Annotated in this window: 8 protein-coding genes; 4 read left to right on the forward strand and 4 right to left on the reverse strand. The window is 62.6% G+C overall.

Annotation, left to right across the window (positions count from 1 at the left end):
* The first annotated feature begins 93 nt into the window (after positions 1–93).
* From JNK74_09125 to JNK74_09135, 3 genes are read left to right on the forward strand one after another with little or no spacing between them, the layout of a single operon-like run.
* Positions 94–1,098, forward strand: a complete 1,005-nt coding sequence (locus JNK74_09125; protein ID MBL7646334.1) for a lysophospholipid acyltransferase family protein — start codon at positions 94–96, stop codon at positions 1,096–1,098.
* A 50-nt stretch (positions 1,099–1,148) separates the two neighbouring features.
* On the forward strand, positions 1,149–2,981 hold the full coding sequence (locus tag JNK74_09130) for a hypothetical protein (GenBank protein MBL7646335.1): 1,833 nt from the start codon (positions 1,149–1,151) through the stop codon (positions 2,979–2,981).
* Positions 2,978–4,780, forward strand: coding sequence for a hypothetical protein (locus tag JNK74_09135; protein ID MBL7646336.1), 1,803 nt, complete (start codon positions 2,978–2,980; stop codon positions 4,778–4,780). Before JNK74_09130 ends, JNK74_09135 begins: the two co-directional genes overlap by 4 nt.
* A gap of 34 nt (positions 4,781–4,814) precedes the next feature.
* On the opposite strand, the gene JNK74_09140 is transcribed toward JNK74_09135, so the two are convergent.
* The 4 genes from JNK74_09140 to JNK74_09155 all read right to left on the reverse strand — a co-directional run bounded on the left by JNK74_09140 (position 4,815) and on the right by JNK74_09155 (position 14,151).
* Positions 4,815–9,020 (reverse strand): VCBS repeat-containing protein, encoded by a 4,206-nt coding sequence (locus tag JNK74_09140; protein ID MBL7646337.1) that lies wholly within the window; start codon positions 9,018–9,020, stop codon positions 4,815–4,817.
* Between the two features lie 93 nt (positions 9,021–9,113).
* Complete coding sequence (locus JNK74_09145; GenBank protein ID MBL7646338.1) at positions 9,114–12,194, reverse strand: PAS domain S-box protein; 3,081 nt, start codon at positions 12,192–12,194, stop codon at positions 9,114–9,116.
* Between the two features lie 189 nt (positions 12,195–12,383).
* The gene (locus tag JNK74_09150; protein ID MBL7646339.1) at positions 12,384–13,793 is read right to left on the reverse strand and encodes a hypothetical protein; all 1,410 of its coding nucleotides are present in this window, start codon (positions 13,791–13,793) and stop codon (positions 12,384–12,386) included.
* A 4-nt stretch (positions 13,794–13,797) separates the two neighbouring features.
* The gene (locus tag JNK74_09155) at positions 13,798–14,151 is read right to left on the reverse strand and encodes a hypothetical protein (protein ID MBL7646340.1); all 354 of its coding nucleotides are present in this window, start codon (positions 14,149–14,151) and stop codon (positions 13,798–13,800) included.
* A 251-nt stretch (positions 14,152–14,402) separates the two neighbouring features.
* On the opposite strand from JNK74_09155, the gene JNK74_09160 reads away from it, so the two are divergent.
* Positions 14,403–16,697 carry a glycoside hydrolase N-terminal domain-containing protein gene (locus JNK74_09160; protein ID MBL7646341.1) on the forward strand — a complete coding sequence of 765 codons (2,295 nt, stop codon included), beginning with the start codon at positions 14,403–14,405 and terminating at the stop codon, positions 16,695–16,697.
* The last annotated feature ends 90 nt before the right edge of the window (positions 16,698–16,787 follow it).

Consider the following 16,787-nt stretch of genomic DNA (forward strand, 5'->3'; position numbering starts at 1 on the left):
ATGGCGACGCCGCCGCAAATGTGCGCGGTACCCGTGCAATTGTCTACCACTTTCTGGAACTGGCCGCGGCTTTCTTATTGGAGCGCACAAGGGATGGGATTCTCAGGGAAGGCCCCCAAGGCCGCTCCGTCGCGGGACTATGGCGGGATGATGGAGGGCGGCGTGGTCGGTTTTCTCGCCGGGCGTCTTGTCATTGCGCTCCTCGTTTTCGCCCGCTGGATGCCCATTGGCGTGGTCTACGGGTTTGGCGCCAGTGCCGTCATGGGGGCCATGCTCTTCGCGCCCCAAATCCGGCGCCATGTCCGCCGGAATCTCACGATGCTGGTGGGCGACGGCGTTCCGCCCGGAGCGTTGAGGCGGCTGGTGAATGAGAACATCCGGAATACCTTCTCCCGTAAGTGGGTGGACATTTTCACGCTGCCCCGTCTGTCGCGGGCATTCTTCGAGAGCAATGTGGAGGTCGTCGGTCTGGAGCATTACCAGCGCGCCATCGCCGAGGGCCGGGGCGTCCTGCTGATCACGCACCACGTGGGTTCCTATGGGATACTGGCAGGGCTCGCTCTTCCCTGTCTGGGCAATCCCTCGATTGGGGGGGCCCGGCGCATCTTCGACGAGACGACCGAGGCGGCGCTCCAGAAGGCGTATCACGCCCAGGGAGGAGAGTCGGCGAATCCGGGCGATTCGCTGCGCCGATTTCTGGCCCTCCTGAAGTCGGGTGGCACCGTGATTGTGGCGGGAGATCACCTCACCTCGCCGAAGGGAATTCGGGTGAAATATTTCGGCCGGGAAACGTTAGTTCCAGGTGGACCGGCAACGCTGGCGTGCCGCTACAACCCCGTTGCCCTGCCGGGCATTTGCGTCTGGACGGGGCCCCGACGATTTCGGATGGAGTTTGGCGCGCCCTTTTCGGCGCCCGAGGCCGGGACGATGCCTGAAGACGAGCGGCTCCAGGCCTTTGCCCAGCAGTACATGAGTTACTTTGAAGAAGTTGTCCGGCGTTATCCCGAGCAGTGGGAGTGCTTTTTCCGGATCTGGCCGGATTCCTTTGAGAAGGGGGACATCGAGGCCTTCTGCAAGGACTACGGCGTCAACCTTTGAGATGGCGCCTTGCCCGACCTTTCCCCAACTTGAATTCTGGAATTGATCGCATGCTTGAAGATACACGCGAAGAGACACGGATGACGCTCCGTGATATTGCCCTGCTGGTGGGGCTTGCGATCCTGGCGTTCGGCCCGTCTCTGGCCTCCAATGTACTCACGGACGATCTGATCCTGATCCGAAACGCGCGGCACATCTCGTGGTCCTTTCCGGAGCTTGCCACGTCCTTCCGCCTGGAACACCCCGACTACACCGCGGGCTGGCTTCCGGGTCCCTTCAATCATTTCAGTCTCCAGTATTTTCGACCGGTGATTATGGCGTCGCTCAAACTCGACAGCGCTCTCTGGAACGACTGGCCCCCCGGATTTCACGTCACCAATATCCTTGTCTTTATCGCCATGGTGCTGCTTGTCGTGCGGTGGGCGCGGGACTTCGGCCTGAATCGAAGCGACCGCATGCTGCTCGGGATGCTCTTCATTCTTTACACGCCGAACCAGATGGCGGTGAACGTGATCGCGAGCCGCACGGAGTTGATCGCGGATGTTTTCCTTCTCGCGTCTGTGATTTGGCTGGGGTGCTTTTACGCCAACCGGAAGCTATTGTTTTTTGTGGGCGCGTTTATCGCCGGGCTGCTCGCGCTCGGTTCCAAAGAGAACGCCGTCATGCTGCCCCTGCTCCACGGGGTTGCGGCCCTGTTTCTGTACCGTCCCTCGGGGGACGAATCTGGCGGCCTCAAGGTCCGCCTGCTTGCCCTGTTACCCTTCGTGCTCATGGTCCCGGCCTATTTCGCATTGCGATCGGCCATGCTCGGGGGGTTTCCACCGCCGCTCAAGGGCTTCTACTTTCACCACCCGCTGGATCCCGGTTTCACACAGTTTCTCATCAGCAAGCTGATCCACGCGGCCCTCACCCTCGTGTATCAGTTCCCCATACTACTGCCGCCGGTGCTGATCCAGTATTCCGTGCCCACGGCGATTGCCACGGGATTAATCGCAATCGTCACGCTGGTCGCGGTGTACCGCGAGACGCGCCCGCCTTTTCGCTTCTTCATGCTCTTCTGGATCGGGGTGTGCATCGCGCCTACCCTGCCCATGGGACTGAACCCGATCTATTATTTCCTGTGCTCGCCGGTCATGGCGGTGTTTTACGTCTTCATGTATCGCAAGTACCGCGCGGCCACCGTCTCGTGGCAGCCGAAGCTGGCGAAGGTGCTGCTCGTGTCCGCCCTGAGCTTCGGGCTCTTGAATGCCATCGGCGGGGCGGTGAATGCCCACGTGATCGGGGAGCCTTCGCGCGTAACCGCACGGGAGACCGCCGAGATTCTCGCGTCGAAGCCCGAGGTGAGGTCCGTGTTTTTTGTGGACCTTCCCCCGGCGGGCTTCGACCTCGTTCCCGCAATACGCTTCAAGTACGAGGAGCACGCCGACAAGGACTTCTACCTGCTGTCGATTCGGGAGAATCTCTTCGACCCGGCGGCCTGCGACATCACGCAGGTGGACGCGTATGCCTTCGAGCTCCGGCCCAAGGGCGGCGCGCTGCTGAAGATCGGCGTGGAGGAGGGATTCATCGGTTATCCCCTTGAACGCTTCGCGCCGGGCATGAAGGCCATTCACCCGGATTACGAAATGGAAGTGATCGAGGCCGAAGCGGAAGCCGATGGCGCGCCCGATTTCCTCACGCGAATCAAACATCACTACCGAATCCCCCCGGCGAGTCAGAACGGCATCGCGGTGCTGCGTTACCGATTCAAGACGCCGCTGGCCGCGAATGACCGATTGTTTCTCCAGCTCACCCGGGACGGGGTGAAGGAAATACCCTTTCTGAATGAGGCCGATTTTTCAACGCAGGGCGGAAGCCCGATTCAAGTGAGTAACCCATCATGAGTTGGATTCGCACCCGTTTTTCCGGCGAAGGCACGGCCAGGGGCGATCTGCTGCTTCTGGCGTCGGTCATTCTGGTTTCCTATTCACCCACCCTGTTCAGCGGACTGGTCAGCGATGATCTGATGCTGCTTCGGCGCGCACGGGAAACGCCCTGGTCTCTCGCGGAACTGGCGAACTCCTTTCGCTTTGGCGCGGCGGACATGACCGACGGCTACACGCCCTACAACTTTCCCCAGTTTGAGCTTCATTTCTTCCGTCCCCTCTATATGGCCATCATGAAGCTGGAATATCTGGTTTTCGGCGCCTGGGGCGGGGGCTATCACGTCACCAATCTCATCCTGCATTTCGCGGTGACGACCCTGCTCTATTTCTGGACGGCGGACTTCGGGTTTGATCGTCGGAAACGTTTGCTGGCCGCCTTGCTGTTTGCCGTGTTCGTGCCGAACTCTTTCACCGTGGCCTGGGTTTCCGGTCGGACGGAACTGCTTGCGGCGACGCTGGTGATCCTGTCGATCATGTTCATGGGCAGGTTTTACGCCCAGGGCAAACCCTGGCAATACGGCGTTTCGTTTGGCGCATATCTGCTTGCCCTCTGCTCCAAGGAATCGGCGGTTATCCTGCCCTTCTGGCACGCCCTGGCGCTGCTTTTCCTCTATCCGCCGCAGCAGAAGAGCCTGGCGGCCTTTGCGCGGCGGTTTGCCGTGATCTCGCCCCTCTTTCTCATGCTGGCGCCCTACTTTGTCATCCGAAACTACGCGCTCGGCGGTTTCCCGCTGCCGCCGGAGGGGATGTTCTACTATCACCAGCCCTCCGATCCGGATTTCCTGCCTTTCCTGATTTCGCGAATCTACCACGCGCCCCTGGCGCTGTTTCTTCAGTGGCCCACCTTCATCGTCCCAAGTCTGTTCGAGCGGTGCGCGCCACTGCTGTGGATCATGCCGGTGATTGCCGTTGTGTTTGCCGTCGCCATACTGCGCTGGCTTCCATCGCCCTTTCGCTATTTCTTCGCGTGCTGGATAGCCTTCGCGCTGGCGCCCACGCTCAATATCGGTTTCAATCCCGTTTATTTCTATATGTGTTCGCTCGTTGTTCCCATCGCCTATCTGTACCTGCGGGATTCGCTTGACGCGTCGCCTCGCCCCTGGGCCCGCAAGGTGTCGAATCATGGCGTCAAGGTGCTTGTGGGCTACGGCGTGCTCTACGGCTTCGTTTCCTCGCTTCTTTTTGGACTTGGCTCCCTCGAAGCGCGGACGGCGGCCACGGATCTCGCCCGAATCCTCCGGGAGAAGCCGGCGGCCACCAACGTCTACATTTTTGACGTGCCCTGGTCACAGAATACCAACATCGTGCCGGGGGCCCGGTTGCTGGACGAGTCCTTCGCGCGTCGCAGAATCATGCTGATGAATCCGAGTATCGACGCGCAGGGCGGCACACCCTCCGAGGTGGTGCGGGTCGACGACAAGACCCTGGAGTGCCGCGCGCAGGGGGGAACCTATTTCACCACGGGTATCGAGCAGGCGGCTTTTGCGGAAGACATTATTCCGATTGTGCCGGGCTTGAGGGGCGAGCACGAGGTCTATTCGGTGGAGATTGCGGAAGTCGCGCCGAGCGATGCCCTGCGGCGGGAGTCCGAAGTGGCCAAAGCGATTCGGGATTTCCTCCAAATGCCCGCGCGGGAGCAGGTGGGTGCGACGGTACTGCGATATACCCTTACGAAGCCCCTGGATTCGTCGGACAATCTATTTCTCCAGATGCGGGACGGCCGGATCCACGAGATCGAAGATATGGCGGTCCGCTGAGGGTATTCTCGAGCCCCGCTCCGGAAACACGCGGTCACCGTCGGCGTGTAATACGAAGCGTCACGTCGCCTTCGTTCGGTGCGACGCGCACGAGGGGGTAGGCATGTGCGAGGGGATCCTCCAGCGGGAGTTTGCCCATGCCTACCACGATCGCGGGCACGTATCCCGTCGGGTCCAGGCTTTCCAGCGCGCCCGTGAAGATTTCCAGCTCCACGCCGCTTTCCCACGCCATGGTGTTTCCCTCCACTTGGGGAAGCTGGTGGGCGTGAAACTCGACGGGGGCCAGAAGACCGCTCCACGTAAGGGTCGCCTGGTCGGGCCGCTCGATGGACAGTGTGGTGGTGATACCGTTCAGATCGCGCGTGAGCGTGGCGACATTGCCCTCTTCGTTGAGGGTTACGGTTCCCGTCTTCGTATCCTCGGCGGCGCCGGCGGCTTTGGTGGCCAGCACGACCGCGCCACCCGCGTGGATGATGGTCTCGCCGGACTTCCCGAGGCCCGCCACGATGCCGCCGACCTCCCATCCACTTCGGGCATAGGCTTCGCCGACGGAGGGAAAGTGGTACGAGAGCGCCGCACCGCCCGAGTCCGCGTCCACCGAGGGGTCGTGCCACAGGGCCGCGTAACCGCCCATCTCGAAGAGGAGCTGCTCGCCCTTTCGTGTGATGTAGCGGGTCTGTTGAAGGGTGCCGAGGGTCAGGTCCCACAGGGCAAGCTGTTGCGCGAGGGGAGCGCGGTACTCCTTCGCGAGTGCGAGTAAGACGGGGGCGTAGTAGTCGAGTTGCCCGTAGGACGGCGACAGGATAACCGTTTCGTCGTTTTCGCTCCAGCCCGGTTCCTTCGGTGCGGCGATCTGCGCGTAGGCGAGATCGGCCTTCATGTATTGCTTGAATGCCGGGTACAGGTCTCTGCCCGTGATGCGTCGCAAGGCGTCCATGTAGAAGAGGCGATACTGCATGGTGGAAGCCCAGAAGGTGGCTCCCTCAATCTGCGCACCATCCTCCGCCAGGCCCATGGGCAGGAGGTGCTCTTCGAATTTCTTCGTGGTAAATTCCATCCATTGCCGCGCCTCGGGCACCTCGTCCAGCAGGGCCAGCGCGACCACGCCCAGGGAACCGAACTCCACCGTGGCGTGGTGCGTGTGAAAATCGGCGCTTTCCTTTTCGGGTGTGCGGAAATAGTTCCGGTAGTAGTTGTCCGTCGTGGTGCGCAACATGGTCACGATCTCGTTGCGATCTTCCGGTGTGAAGCGATCCCAGGCCAGGTCATAGGCCACCGCCACCCCCTTGAGGAGCCGCAGCACGGCATAGGCCTTGCCGCCATCGGGCGCCGCGTCGGCGTCGGGTTTCCAGGCGCGGCAGCTCGCCAGCGTCCAGGCCCGCGCGGCCTCGCCGTACTTCGCATCGCCGCCCAGCCCATACGTGAAGGCCAGATGCTCCATGATGGCCATGTCCATCATCATGGCGTAGAAGCGATCATAGAGATTCTCATAGATGGGATCGTCCGCGACCGGCGCGATGTAGTCTTGGCGCGGTGTTTTCGTGAGGCACCACTCCGCCGAAGCGATGAGGTTGTCCCAGATCAGTTTCGAGGCGCCCTCGCTCCGTCGTGCCTGAAACTGGGCCAGCTCCTGCGGAGTGAAATAGAGCCTCGGGTGCGATGCGACGGCCTTCGCGGATGCCGCACCGAATATACGAACCCGCCCGTCACTCGATGCGCAGGCCAGCTCCACTTTGCCATCGCCATCCAGGTCGGCCAGTATGGGCGTGCCCATGGCTGCGTTGGTCTCTGTGCGCCATACCACGCGCGCCGCCGCGCCGCCATCGCCGACGGCCATGATCTGTCCGTGGCTCGTTCCGAAGACAAATTCATAGCGGCCATCGCCGTCCACGTCGCCGCTGATGACATCGGAGACAGTAGCTTCGATGGGCAGTTCCCAGCGCACCGCGCCGCTTCGTGCGTCCACGCAGGCGAAGTTGCCGTTCTGACGTCCGAAACCCATAACCCAGGAACCGTCTTCGAGCGTTAAAAAGGCTTCATGGCCCGTGCGATTGGTGCCGGGCGACATGATCTGGTGCCAGTACGGATCCGCATTGATGGACATGCCGCCCTGGAAATAATGGCCTCCGACCAGGCAGACCTCGGGCGTTTCGTCGTTACGCATGAGAATGGCGGGATAGGTGTAGAGCCCCTGGCTGGCCTGTTTGAAGATGTCCGGTGGAAAATTGGGGCCGTGGAGCGGTTCGCCCGTGGGGCCGTCGGCCACACAATAGAAGTCCGGGTTCGTGAAGACGAGATCTTCTTTGCCGTCGTTATTGAAGTCCTGGGCCGCCGCGAAATTCACGCTGGGGCCCCAGTATCGCTCCTTCGGCCCTTCGCCTTTGTCCCACAGCAGCGCGCCGGTGAGTCCGTCGAGCCCCGTGCTCCGCACCACGGGCGTGCCCGCCCAGAAGTAGAGGTCCGGCGTCGCCTTTCCCGTCAGATGAATGGCGCGGGCATAGGCTTTGCGCGGCTGGGGCAGGCCCGTGCGACCGGGCTCGGGCAAAGTGCTTTCCCACAGCACCGTGTCTTCCTGTGCGGGCGTGATTACGCGGACCGAAGGCAAGGCCGTGGGCGATACGGTGGTTAAGGCCAGATCGAGGTGGCCGTCCCCGTTGAAATCCGCCATGACGGGCGCGGAGGAGGATTCGTAGCCGCCGACGTTGACCAGTGCGCCTTGTTCCAGGCGCAGCACGGTGACCGATGGCTCGTTGTAGAGCAGCAATTCGTTTTCCGGGCCCCCGGCGAGATTCGCCGCGAGCAACAGGGGCATCGACGGTCCCTGCATGGGGGGGATTTTGGAAAAATCCGGACCGGGTGTTTGGGGCGCGGCGGGGGGAACGGCGACCAGACTGATTGTGCCCGAGGGATCAAGGGCGGGATTGAATCTTTGTCCATCCCGAGTGATTACGGGCACACCGTTGTCGGGGAGCACTTGTGCCGCGGCGTCTTCCCAGCGCAGTGTAAGCGCACCCTCAGCCACCGAAAGGACCGTGGCCCCATCGAGTTGATTGCGGGTTGGGTCGGTGGAGGCATTGCCCAGGATTTCAGACCGCCCGTCGCCGTCGAGGTCCTGGGTGCGCACCGCGACCACGCCGGGAAAACGATACTTCAGCGTGCCATCGAGCGCATCGTAGACGCGCGTGAGCCAGGCGTTTTCGCCCTCGCTGTTGTACATGGACACGACGATCTCCAGACCGCCGTCGCCATCCAAATCGGCCTGGGGCGGCTCGGCCCAGGTCGTTGCCACCTTCCCGGTGGTCACGCTTTCCTGCCAGCCGTGGTGCCACGCCATTTCCATGGCGCCGTTCTTGTTGAGCAGTACCTCGTGGTGCTGGGCGAAGTTGGCGATGCAGAGAAAGTCGTCGCGACCATCGCCATTAAGATCCAGGAAGCGCGTGAGACCGTAGCTGCGCATGTTGGCGGGGGTCACGTCCCACTTGGCGAAGTGCTTTAACGCGCCGGTCGTCGCATCGAGATACCACATGCGGCTGTGGGTTTCCAGGACGAGCTCCAGAACGCCGTCCCCGTCGATATCGGACTGGAGGAAGACGGGGAAGCACGTGTATTCGGAGAAGTCATAGCGCCACATTTGCTCGGGCGACGCGCCTGGCGCATCGAATGCAAAGAGGGCGCAGTAGCCGTTCAAGGGATCGGGCGGATAGCCCATCATGACCACGAAGATTTGCGTGTCGCTCCGGCCCGGCAGGTAATTGCCGGCGTAGAGGTACCATTGGTAGGACATGGGCTCCACGTCGTAGCGCCACTTCAGGTCCCCGGTTTCAAAGTCCAACAGCACGGCGGCGGCATAGGGCGTAGCCGGTCGCCCGGCCTGGAGGAGTACTTCCCGGTTTCCGTCCCCATCGAGATCGGCCACGCGCACCAGCGTCTCAAAGTTGAGTCCGGCGGGATGGGAAGACCACCGCAGGTTGCCCGCGGTATCGTGGCAGTAGAGGGCGCCGGCGACGATGGATAGCCCCAGATGGCCCGCCTCGATGGCGACCGGCGTAATGACTCCGTGGCCACGTCCCAGGTCATGTTCCGCCAACACTACGGGGGCTTGCGTCATCGCGCCGGGTGTGGGTTGCAGTGCGGTGAGGTGGGCGTTGTGTCGCGGCTCGGGCCAGTCACCTTCGGCGGGGGCGGGGAGGCATGTGAGTAGCAGGGCCGAATAGAGCGCGAAGAAAGCGGGGTACTTCATGAAGGGAGTTCCAGCCAGAGGTTGAAGAAGATATCCATGGGGGTAGTGTACCGGATTGGGGTGTGCAGTCTGGAGCCCGAGCCGTGCCGGTCGCTATTCGGCGGGCAGCCAGATGCGCACGGTGGTTCCCCGGCCCAGGGCGCTTTCGAAGTGGAGGCGCCCGCCGTGGGCGTCCACGATGTCCTTAATGATGGGAACCCCCAGGCCGACGCCGAAACCCTTGGTGCTGAAGAGGGGCTCGAAGATTTTATCCATGTGTTCCGGCGCAATGCCCGCACCCTGATCGGCAATAGCGATCTCGATTTCGGTGTCGGTCCGCGCGGTTTCGATTCGCAGGGTCTTTCCGCCGCCCCCGCCGTTTTCCATGGCCTGGGCGGCGTTGTTGACCAGATTCACGATGGCGCGGCGGAAATGCTCCCGGTCGATGCGGACCATGGCGTTGGCGGCGAACCGCAAATCGCAGACCATATCACCGGCGAGGGGGATGTCTTCCAGCACATCCTTGAGCCAGGGGTCGAGGGGCGTGGACTGTCGCTCCAGTTTGCGTGTCCGGGTGAAGTCGAGCAGCTCTTCGATGATGCGGTCGCAGCGGACGATGTTTCGCTCGGCCCGGGCCAGCACCGGACCTATCCGTGTGAAATCCTGCTTCTTGAGCATCTGATCGATGCTGAACACGGAGCCTCGAATGGTGCCGAGGGGATTCCGTATTTCGTGGCTTACCGTGCCGATCAACTGGCCGAGGGTGGCCAGCCGTTCCTTCCGCAGGAGGTCGGCCTGGGCCTTTTCCAGCGCGGCCGTGCGCTCGCGAACCAATTCTTCCAGATGTTCCTGGTGGCGCGCCAGCGCGTCCATGGAGTCGCGGATCAGTCGCTCGGATTCGATACGGTCCGTGATATCCCGGTCGACGCCGCGGAAGCCGCGGAGCTTGCCTTCGCTGTCGCGCACCGGCGCGGCGTTGCTCTCCAGGTGGCGCCAGCTCCCGTTTCGGTGGCGCCAGCGCAGTACCCAGCTCTCCCAGCCCTCGGCACGCTCCATGTGCACGGGCAGGGCCTCGGCAATCCGTATCGCGTCGTCCGGGTGCACCAGACTGAAGACGTCCATGCACAGGAACTCCTCCACCGGGTACCCGAGAATGGCTTCGATGGCGGGATTGCAGTAAACGTGTCTCCCCTGCAAGTCGATTTCCCAGATCCATTCCTTCGTTGTTTCCACGATGGTACGAAATTTCTCTTCGCTCTGCAGCAGGGCCTCTTCCGCCCGCACGCGATCCGTCACGTCCTGAATGATGCCCAGATGTTGGGCGAGCCCGTGATGGCGGAAGGCCACCCCGGTCACTTCGATCTCCAGGATGCTTCCATCCTTGCGCAGATCGCGGGCCTTGACGAAGAAGCCTCCGCCGGCCAGGGCTTCCCGGCGGCACCGCTCGAAGTCGTGGAGGCTGGAGGCGTGGATGAACTCTTCGGGTCGTAGCGCGAGAAATTCCTCGCGGGTGAAGCCGTGCATGCGGTGCGCGGCCGGGTTAATTTCGGCGGTCGAGCCATCGGCATTGCTGATGATCAAGCCCAGGGGGATAGACTCGAAAATGGTACGGTACTGCTCTTCCCGCCGCATGAGGGCCTGCTGGGTGTCGCGTATCGTGGTGATGTCTTCCGCGAAGGCCCAGATGAAGGTTTCATCCGACCGTTCGACGAGGATGGCGTTGAGTCTCACCGGGAGGCGGTGTCCGTCCGCGTGAATATATTCCTTTTCAAAGGGCCCGGCGTGGCCCGTCGCAATCAAGGACTCCAGGATGTCCCGCTCCTGTTCGCGAAATTCTTCCGGGGTGATTTCCCAGTAGGACAGGCCCAGAGTCTGCTCCACCGATCGCCCAATCATGTTCGCGTAGGCCTCGTTTACGAACACCAGCTCGCCGTCCATGCGGGACAGGGCGAGTCCCACGGGCAGCCGCTCCAGGAGGGTGCGGTAGTATTCCTCGCCGGCGCGGAAGGCGGCTTCCGCGTTGCCCCGCCGCCGGGCCTCTTCTTCGAGATCCCGGTTGAGCGCCTCCAGCGCCGATGTGCGTTCATGCACCGCCTTGACCAGTCGGCGATTGAAATGGATCAGAAAGGCGATCCAGCTCGCCACGATGATGGCGAGGGGCACGAGGAGCCATAGCATCCGCATGAAGGTGGCGGAATCGAATCCCTGGGTCTCGCGGAACTGGAAATCGGCCAGGTCGCGGCTTCCTTCCGTCATCCCCCGCTCGCGATATACGGCCGCGATGCGCTCCCAGCGTTCGGGGTTCATCTGCCCCATGGGGACAAGCTGGGGCAGAATCAGGGCCTGCATCTGCTCCGCTTCATTGCGCAGTTGCGAATCGGTGCGAAGTCCGGGGTGATTCTGCTGGATCCAGGCGATGACTTCGCCTGGATTGTCCATGGCGAAGCGCCAGCCCTTCAGGCTGGCCTCCCGAAAGGCCTCCACGCGTTCCCGGTCGCCGTCCAGTCGTTCGCGGGTGGTAAACAGGGTGTCGCCATAAAAATCCACGCCGAAGGCAACCGGCCGCAGCAGGGTGGTTTCGGCGCCGGGTATTCCTTCGAAGAAGGGCTGATCGGTAAGGTAGACCGACATGGCGTCGATCTTTCCCTCCAGCAGATCTTCGTGGCGGAAGGTGTGCCCCACGAGTTCGAAGCCGTCTATCCCGACGCCGGCCTGGTTGAGCATGGCGAAGATTTCCGTGCTGGGGACGCCGTCCCGGAGCATGATGCGGCGCCCGGCCAGGTCCGCGGGGTCCCGGATGCCGGAAGACCGCATGGAGAGCAGCGCGTAGGAAGAGTGCTGGAAGATGGCGGCCAGGGCGACCAGCGGCTCCCCCTCCAGATACCCCAGCACCAACTCGCTTCCGGCGACGCCAAACTCGGCTTCGCCCGCGAGCACGACCTCCCGGGGAGAGCGGTTGCTCCGGCCTTCCAACAGGGTCACGTCGAAGCCGGCATCGGCGTAAAAGCCCCGGGCGACGGCGGCGTAGTAGCCGGCGAACTGGAATTGATGGCTCCACTTGAGTTGGAGGCGGACCGGCTCCAGTTTCCGGGGGGGCTGGCCGGTGGCGGCGCAGGGCGGGAGGAGGGCGATTGTCAGGCAGAGTAATTGCCATGCCCATCGGGCCATCGGACTATGGAACTGACGCACTCCCACGAATTTCGACTATCCTCGCGCCCCCGTACCCGGATCCGCGCCCAATCCCACGAATCCCGGTCAACGACAAGGGCAACCTTCGGCGGCTACCCGCACCATCATTGCGCTTTTCCGTTAGTCTGTCAACTGTCATGAAAAAGGCCGCCGGATCCGAGGCTCGAGTCCGGCGGCCCTGGGACGGGTTTGGTGTTACACGGCGGGGGCGAGGACGGCCACCGAGTAGGCCGGCATGTAGACGACGAGGGAACCGTTTCCGGCTTCTACGGGCAGGTCTTCACCGTGGACGCGATAGTTGCCGCTCAGGCCGGCCACGGTGACCGCCAGCGGGCTTTCAAACTCGTTGACGATGATGTGCCAGTCGCCGCCGGGCACCGCCTTGGAGAGGGTGGCCACGGTGCGGTCGAGGGAGCGGTTCGTGGGTGCGATGCCGATCATGGGCTTCGTGGGGCTGTCCGGGGCCGTCAGCACATGCTGGAGGCCGTCCAACTCTTTCACCACGGCGAGCAGATCCAGCCAGAAGGCGGAGTCCTTCTCCACAAACTGAGTGCCCCAATAGAGTATGCCCCGGGCGCCATGGACGATGGCGTCGTAGGCCATGAAGCGCGTCTCATCCTTGCGGGGGCGGCGCATTTGCTTCTTTTCTTCTTCGGTGAATTTTTCCTGGAAGTCGCCCCATCCCGTGCCCTGAAGCACCATCCACGTGGGTTTTCCCGGGGCCGCTTCCTGCATGCGGCGGGTGTAGGCGCCCACCGAGGCGAGGGTGCGGTTGGCCAGATCCGAATGGCGGATCTGGGGGGCCTCCGGCACGGGATAGATATCGCAGCCGACGATGTCCGCGGCGCGGTCGAAGAAGGCCAGATCTTCGATGGTGTTGCGGGGCGCGTGGTTCATCCACACGGGATGCTTCGGATCGATCTCGCGGAGGGCCTGGTAACCCAGCAGCATGCCCTCGCCGAGCTTTGCGGCGCGCTCGGGCGCGTTGGAAAGTCCAAAGCCCGGCTGGGGGATATCCTTGCCCATGGCGGTCCACATGGAATCGGCCAGGGCCTCGCCCGCCGCCCACAGGCCGTGTTTTTGAAGACGCTTCAGCTCTTCCAGATCGGTGACGATTTTTGCCGCGAGGGCCTTGTCCTCCAGGGCCTCCGCCGCCGCCTTCAACTGGCGTGGTTCGTCCACGATGCGCCAGACTTCCGCCATATACCAGGCATTCCACAGCGCCTCATCGGGCACTTCCCAGACGATGAGGGCGGGGTGCGACCCCAGCGTGTTCACGGCTTCGGCCAGCTTGCCCTTTTTTGCCTCGGCATCGGCGCTGAAGTCGATGTCATAGCCCGTGTTCAGCCAGGCTCCCGCGCCCGCACTCTGGATCCGGTCGAGGGATTCCTTCGTTGCGGAAGCGTGGACTAGATTGATTCCCGCTTCCGCGGCGGCCTTGAGTACCGCATCATCTTCCGGGTTCTCATAGAGCCCGAGAATAAAGGTGGGTTGTCCGTCGATGACAGCGACCCGGTCCGCGTTAATGGTAACTTCCGCACTCCAGACGGGAGCGGTTGCAACGATGGCCGACGCCGCCAGCAGCAGTGGCTTGATAGATTTCATGGCTTCATTCCTTCACACCGACAAAGCGGTCTTCTTCTTCCTTGAACAGCACGTTAAAGGTCGTCAGGCTGCCGTAGCACCGCGTGATGTACAACTGGAGATCGGCCTTTTCCGTTTCTTCGAGGGTCTTGTGATTGTTGATTTTCTGCTCCAGCACCCGGAGCTTCTCCCGCACCGATGTGATCTTCTTGAAGAAGGCGTCGATGGGGACTTCCTTCGCCTGGAGCGACGTGTCCGCCGGTTGCAGCACAAGGGTGCCCCCGTCGAACTTGGGCGCCATGACAAAGCGGCCCGCCGCCATTTCCTCCTGGAGCACTTCCTTCAGCACGGCCTTGAGCGCCTGCCTGTCCAGATCCATGGTAATTTGCTCTCCCTGATTTGCCGGGTGCGAGGCACCCCGCCGGATGTGATAGTGACAAGGGGCTCATCTTATACCATCGGAACGCGGGGAGCGTAGCCTGAGACGCGTTCAATGCGGGCATGGCGTGCTCGGGAGCAGCCATTGGTCGACAACCCCGTCATTTTTGCACCGCGCGGCTTGCGGGTCTACAATAGGAAGTCCATCGCATGCCAACCGGCTGGATTCTTCCCGGCCATCGGAGTTTCCCCATGAAGTACCTTGCCCTCTCCGCCCTGCCGATGCTCTTTCTCGGATCCGCCGCCGCGCAGTCGTCTTTCCCGGAGATCGACGTGCTGAAACGGCACGAACCGCTCCTGGACTATGGCTCGCCCGCCACGCTCTGGGACGAAGCCCTGCCGCTGGGCAACGGCACCCTCGGCGCCCTGGTCTGGGGCGATGGAAAACCGCTGCGCATCTCGCTCGATCGGACCGACCTGTGGGACCTCCGGCCCGTGCCGGAATACTATACGAAGGAATATGACTACACCACCATGCGCCAGTGGGAGAAGGAGGGGAAAGTCAAGGAACTGGAAGCCCTCTACGACAACCCCTACCACAACCCCGCGCCCAGCAAGATTCCCGCGGGCCGCATCGAGATCATCCTGCCAGAAGAGGCCGCTTTTTCCCGCGCGACCCTCAGCGCGGAGAGTCCTGCGGCCACAGTGACCTTCAAAGGCGGCAGCGCCCGCGTCTGGATTCACGCCACCGAGCCCGTGGGACAAATCGAACTCACGGGGCTCGACCCGGCGTCGGTTCAGCTTCAGGCGCCGGCCTTTGGCGGGAAGGAGCCCGGCGCACCCGAGGCCGCCATCGTGGCCGGGGAATTGAGCGAACTCGGCTATGTGCCGCCTGTAACGTCTTCCGGGGAGAACTGGCAGGCCTGGGTGCAGGAAGGGTGGGGCGGCTTTACCTTCGCGGCCTTCCTCGCGTGGGAGCAGCGGGACGGCGTGTGGCACGGCACCTGGAGCATCGCTACGAATCGCCGTGGCGGCGACCCGCTCGCCGAAGCAAAGCGTCAGGCCGAGCGAGCGCTGTCCACGGAGCGGGAAGCCCTGGCAAAGAGTCATTCCGCGTGGTGGAAGGCCTATTGGGAGAAATCGCTTGTGTCGATTCCGGACGCGACCATCGAGCGGCAGTGGTATCTCGATACCTATAAATTCGGTGCCGCAAGCCGGCTGGGTGCGCCGCCGATCACGCTTCAGGGCCCGTGGACGGCGGACGACGGCACCCTTCCGCCGTGGAAAGGCGACTATCACCACGATCTCAATACGGAGCTGAGTTACTGGCCCGCCTACAGCGGGAATCGGCTGGAGGAGGCGCAGAATTTTGTGGACTGGCTCTGGGATACACGGGGCAACTGCGAGGAATGGACCCAGCGCTTCTTCAAGATGCCCGGCATGAACGTGCCCATGACGGCGGATCTGAACAACAACCAGATCGGCGGCTGGCGCCAGTACACCCACTCCTCCACGACGGCCTGCTGGCTGGCCCACCACTTCTATCTCCACTATCAATACAGTCAGGACGAAACCTTCTTGCGCGAGCGGGCCTATCCCTATCTGCGTCAGTGCGCCGTGTTTATTGAGGCCGTCACGAGCGAGCGGGGGCCCGACGGCAAGCGCACCCTGCCTTTAAGTTCATCGCCCGAGGTAAACGACAACAAACCCGAGGCCTGGTTCAAAGGAATTACAAATTACGATCTTGCGCTGATGCGCTGGCTCCTTAGCGCGACTGCCGAGTTTGCCGAGAAGACCGGCCACGCCGACGATGCGACCCATTGGCGTTCGGTGCTCGATGAATTTCCCACGTGGAGTGTGAGCGCCTCGGGCACCTTGCTGGTGGCGCCGGATTATCCGCTGCCCGGCTCCCACCGGCATTTTTCCCATCTCATGGCCATCCATCCCCTCGGGCTGATCGATGGCGCAAATGGACCGGAAGATGAACGTATTATTCAGGCCTCCCTCGCCGAGTTGGAAACCCTGGGTTCCAGCTTGTGGACGGGCTACAGCTTTTCGTGGCTCGCGAGCATGGCCGCACGTGGTCACGATGGAGACAAGGCGGCCAAGGCATTGGAAATTTTTGCGACGCGATTTGTGCTGCGGAATAGCTTTCACGCGAATGGCGACCAGACCAAATCGGGCATCAGCAATTTCACCTACCGCCCCTTCACGCTGGAAGGCAACTTCGCTTATGCCGCCGGGCTGCAGGAAATGCTGTTGCAAAGCCACGCGGGCGTGATTGAGGTGTTCCCCGCCGTGCCGGCGTCGTGGAAGGCCCTGTCGTTTTCCACGCTCCGGGCGCAGGGCGGCTGGCTGGTGTCGGCACAGCGCGATGCGGCGGGTGCACAGACCGTGCGCATTGCGGCCACGAAGGACGGGGTCGCGAAAGTGAAGTCCTGGGTGGACGGCTCCGTGATCGAGTTGCCGATGAAGGCGGGCGAGGTGGCGACGCTGAAGGCGGATGGCGGGGACACCATCCGCGTGGCACTTGCCCAAGCGAAATGACTACGCGTATTCGTTGGCCCCCCCGGGGGTGCCACCCGTACACGCAGGAGCGCGAGCGACTAAGTTTGCGGGTGTAACATCGCGAAAGGG

Source organism: Candidatus Hydrogenedentota bacterium, from assembly GCA_016791475.1.
Classification (GTDB): domain Bacteria; phylum Hydrogenedentota; class Hydrogenedentia; order Hydrogenedentales; family JAEUWI01; genus JAEUWI01.

Excerpts from the sequence above, each read along its gene's own strand:
- JNK74_09125 (MBL7646334.1), top strand. The coding sequence starts at position 94 with ATGGGATTCTCAGGGAAGGCCCCCAAGGCCGCTCCGTCGCGGGACTAT.
- JNK74_09130 (MBL7646335.1), top strand. The coding sequence starts at position 1,149 with ATGCTTGAAGATACACGCGAAGAGACACGGATGACGCTCCGTGATATT.
- JNK74_09135 (MBL7646336.1), top strand. The coding sequence starts at position 2,978 with ATGAGTTGGATTCGCACCCGTTTTTCCGGCGAAGGCACGGCCAGGGGC.
- JNK74_09140 (MBL7646337.1), bottom strand. The coding sequence starts at position 9,020 with ATGAAGTACCCCGCTTTCTTCGCGCTCTATTCGGCCCTGCTACTCACA.
- JNK74_09150 (MBL7646339.1), bottom strand. The coding sequence starts at position 13,793 with ATGAAATCTATCAAGCCACTGCTGCTGGCGGCGTCGGCCATCGTTGCA.
- JNK74_09155 (MBL7646340.1), bottom strand. The coding sequence starts at position 14,151 with ATGGATCTGGACAGGCAGGCGCTCAAGGCCGTGCTGAAGGAAGTGCTC.
- JNK74_09160 (MBL7646341.1), top strand. The coding sequence starts at position 14,403 with ATGAAGTACCTTGCCCTCTCCGCCCTGCCGATGCTCTTTCTCGGATCC.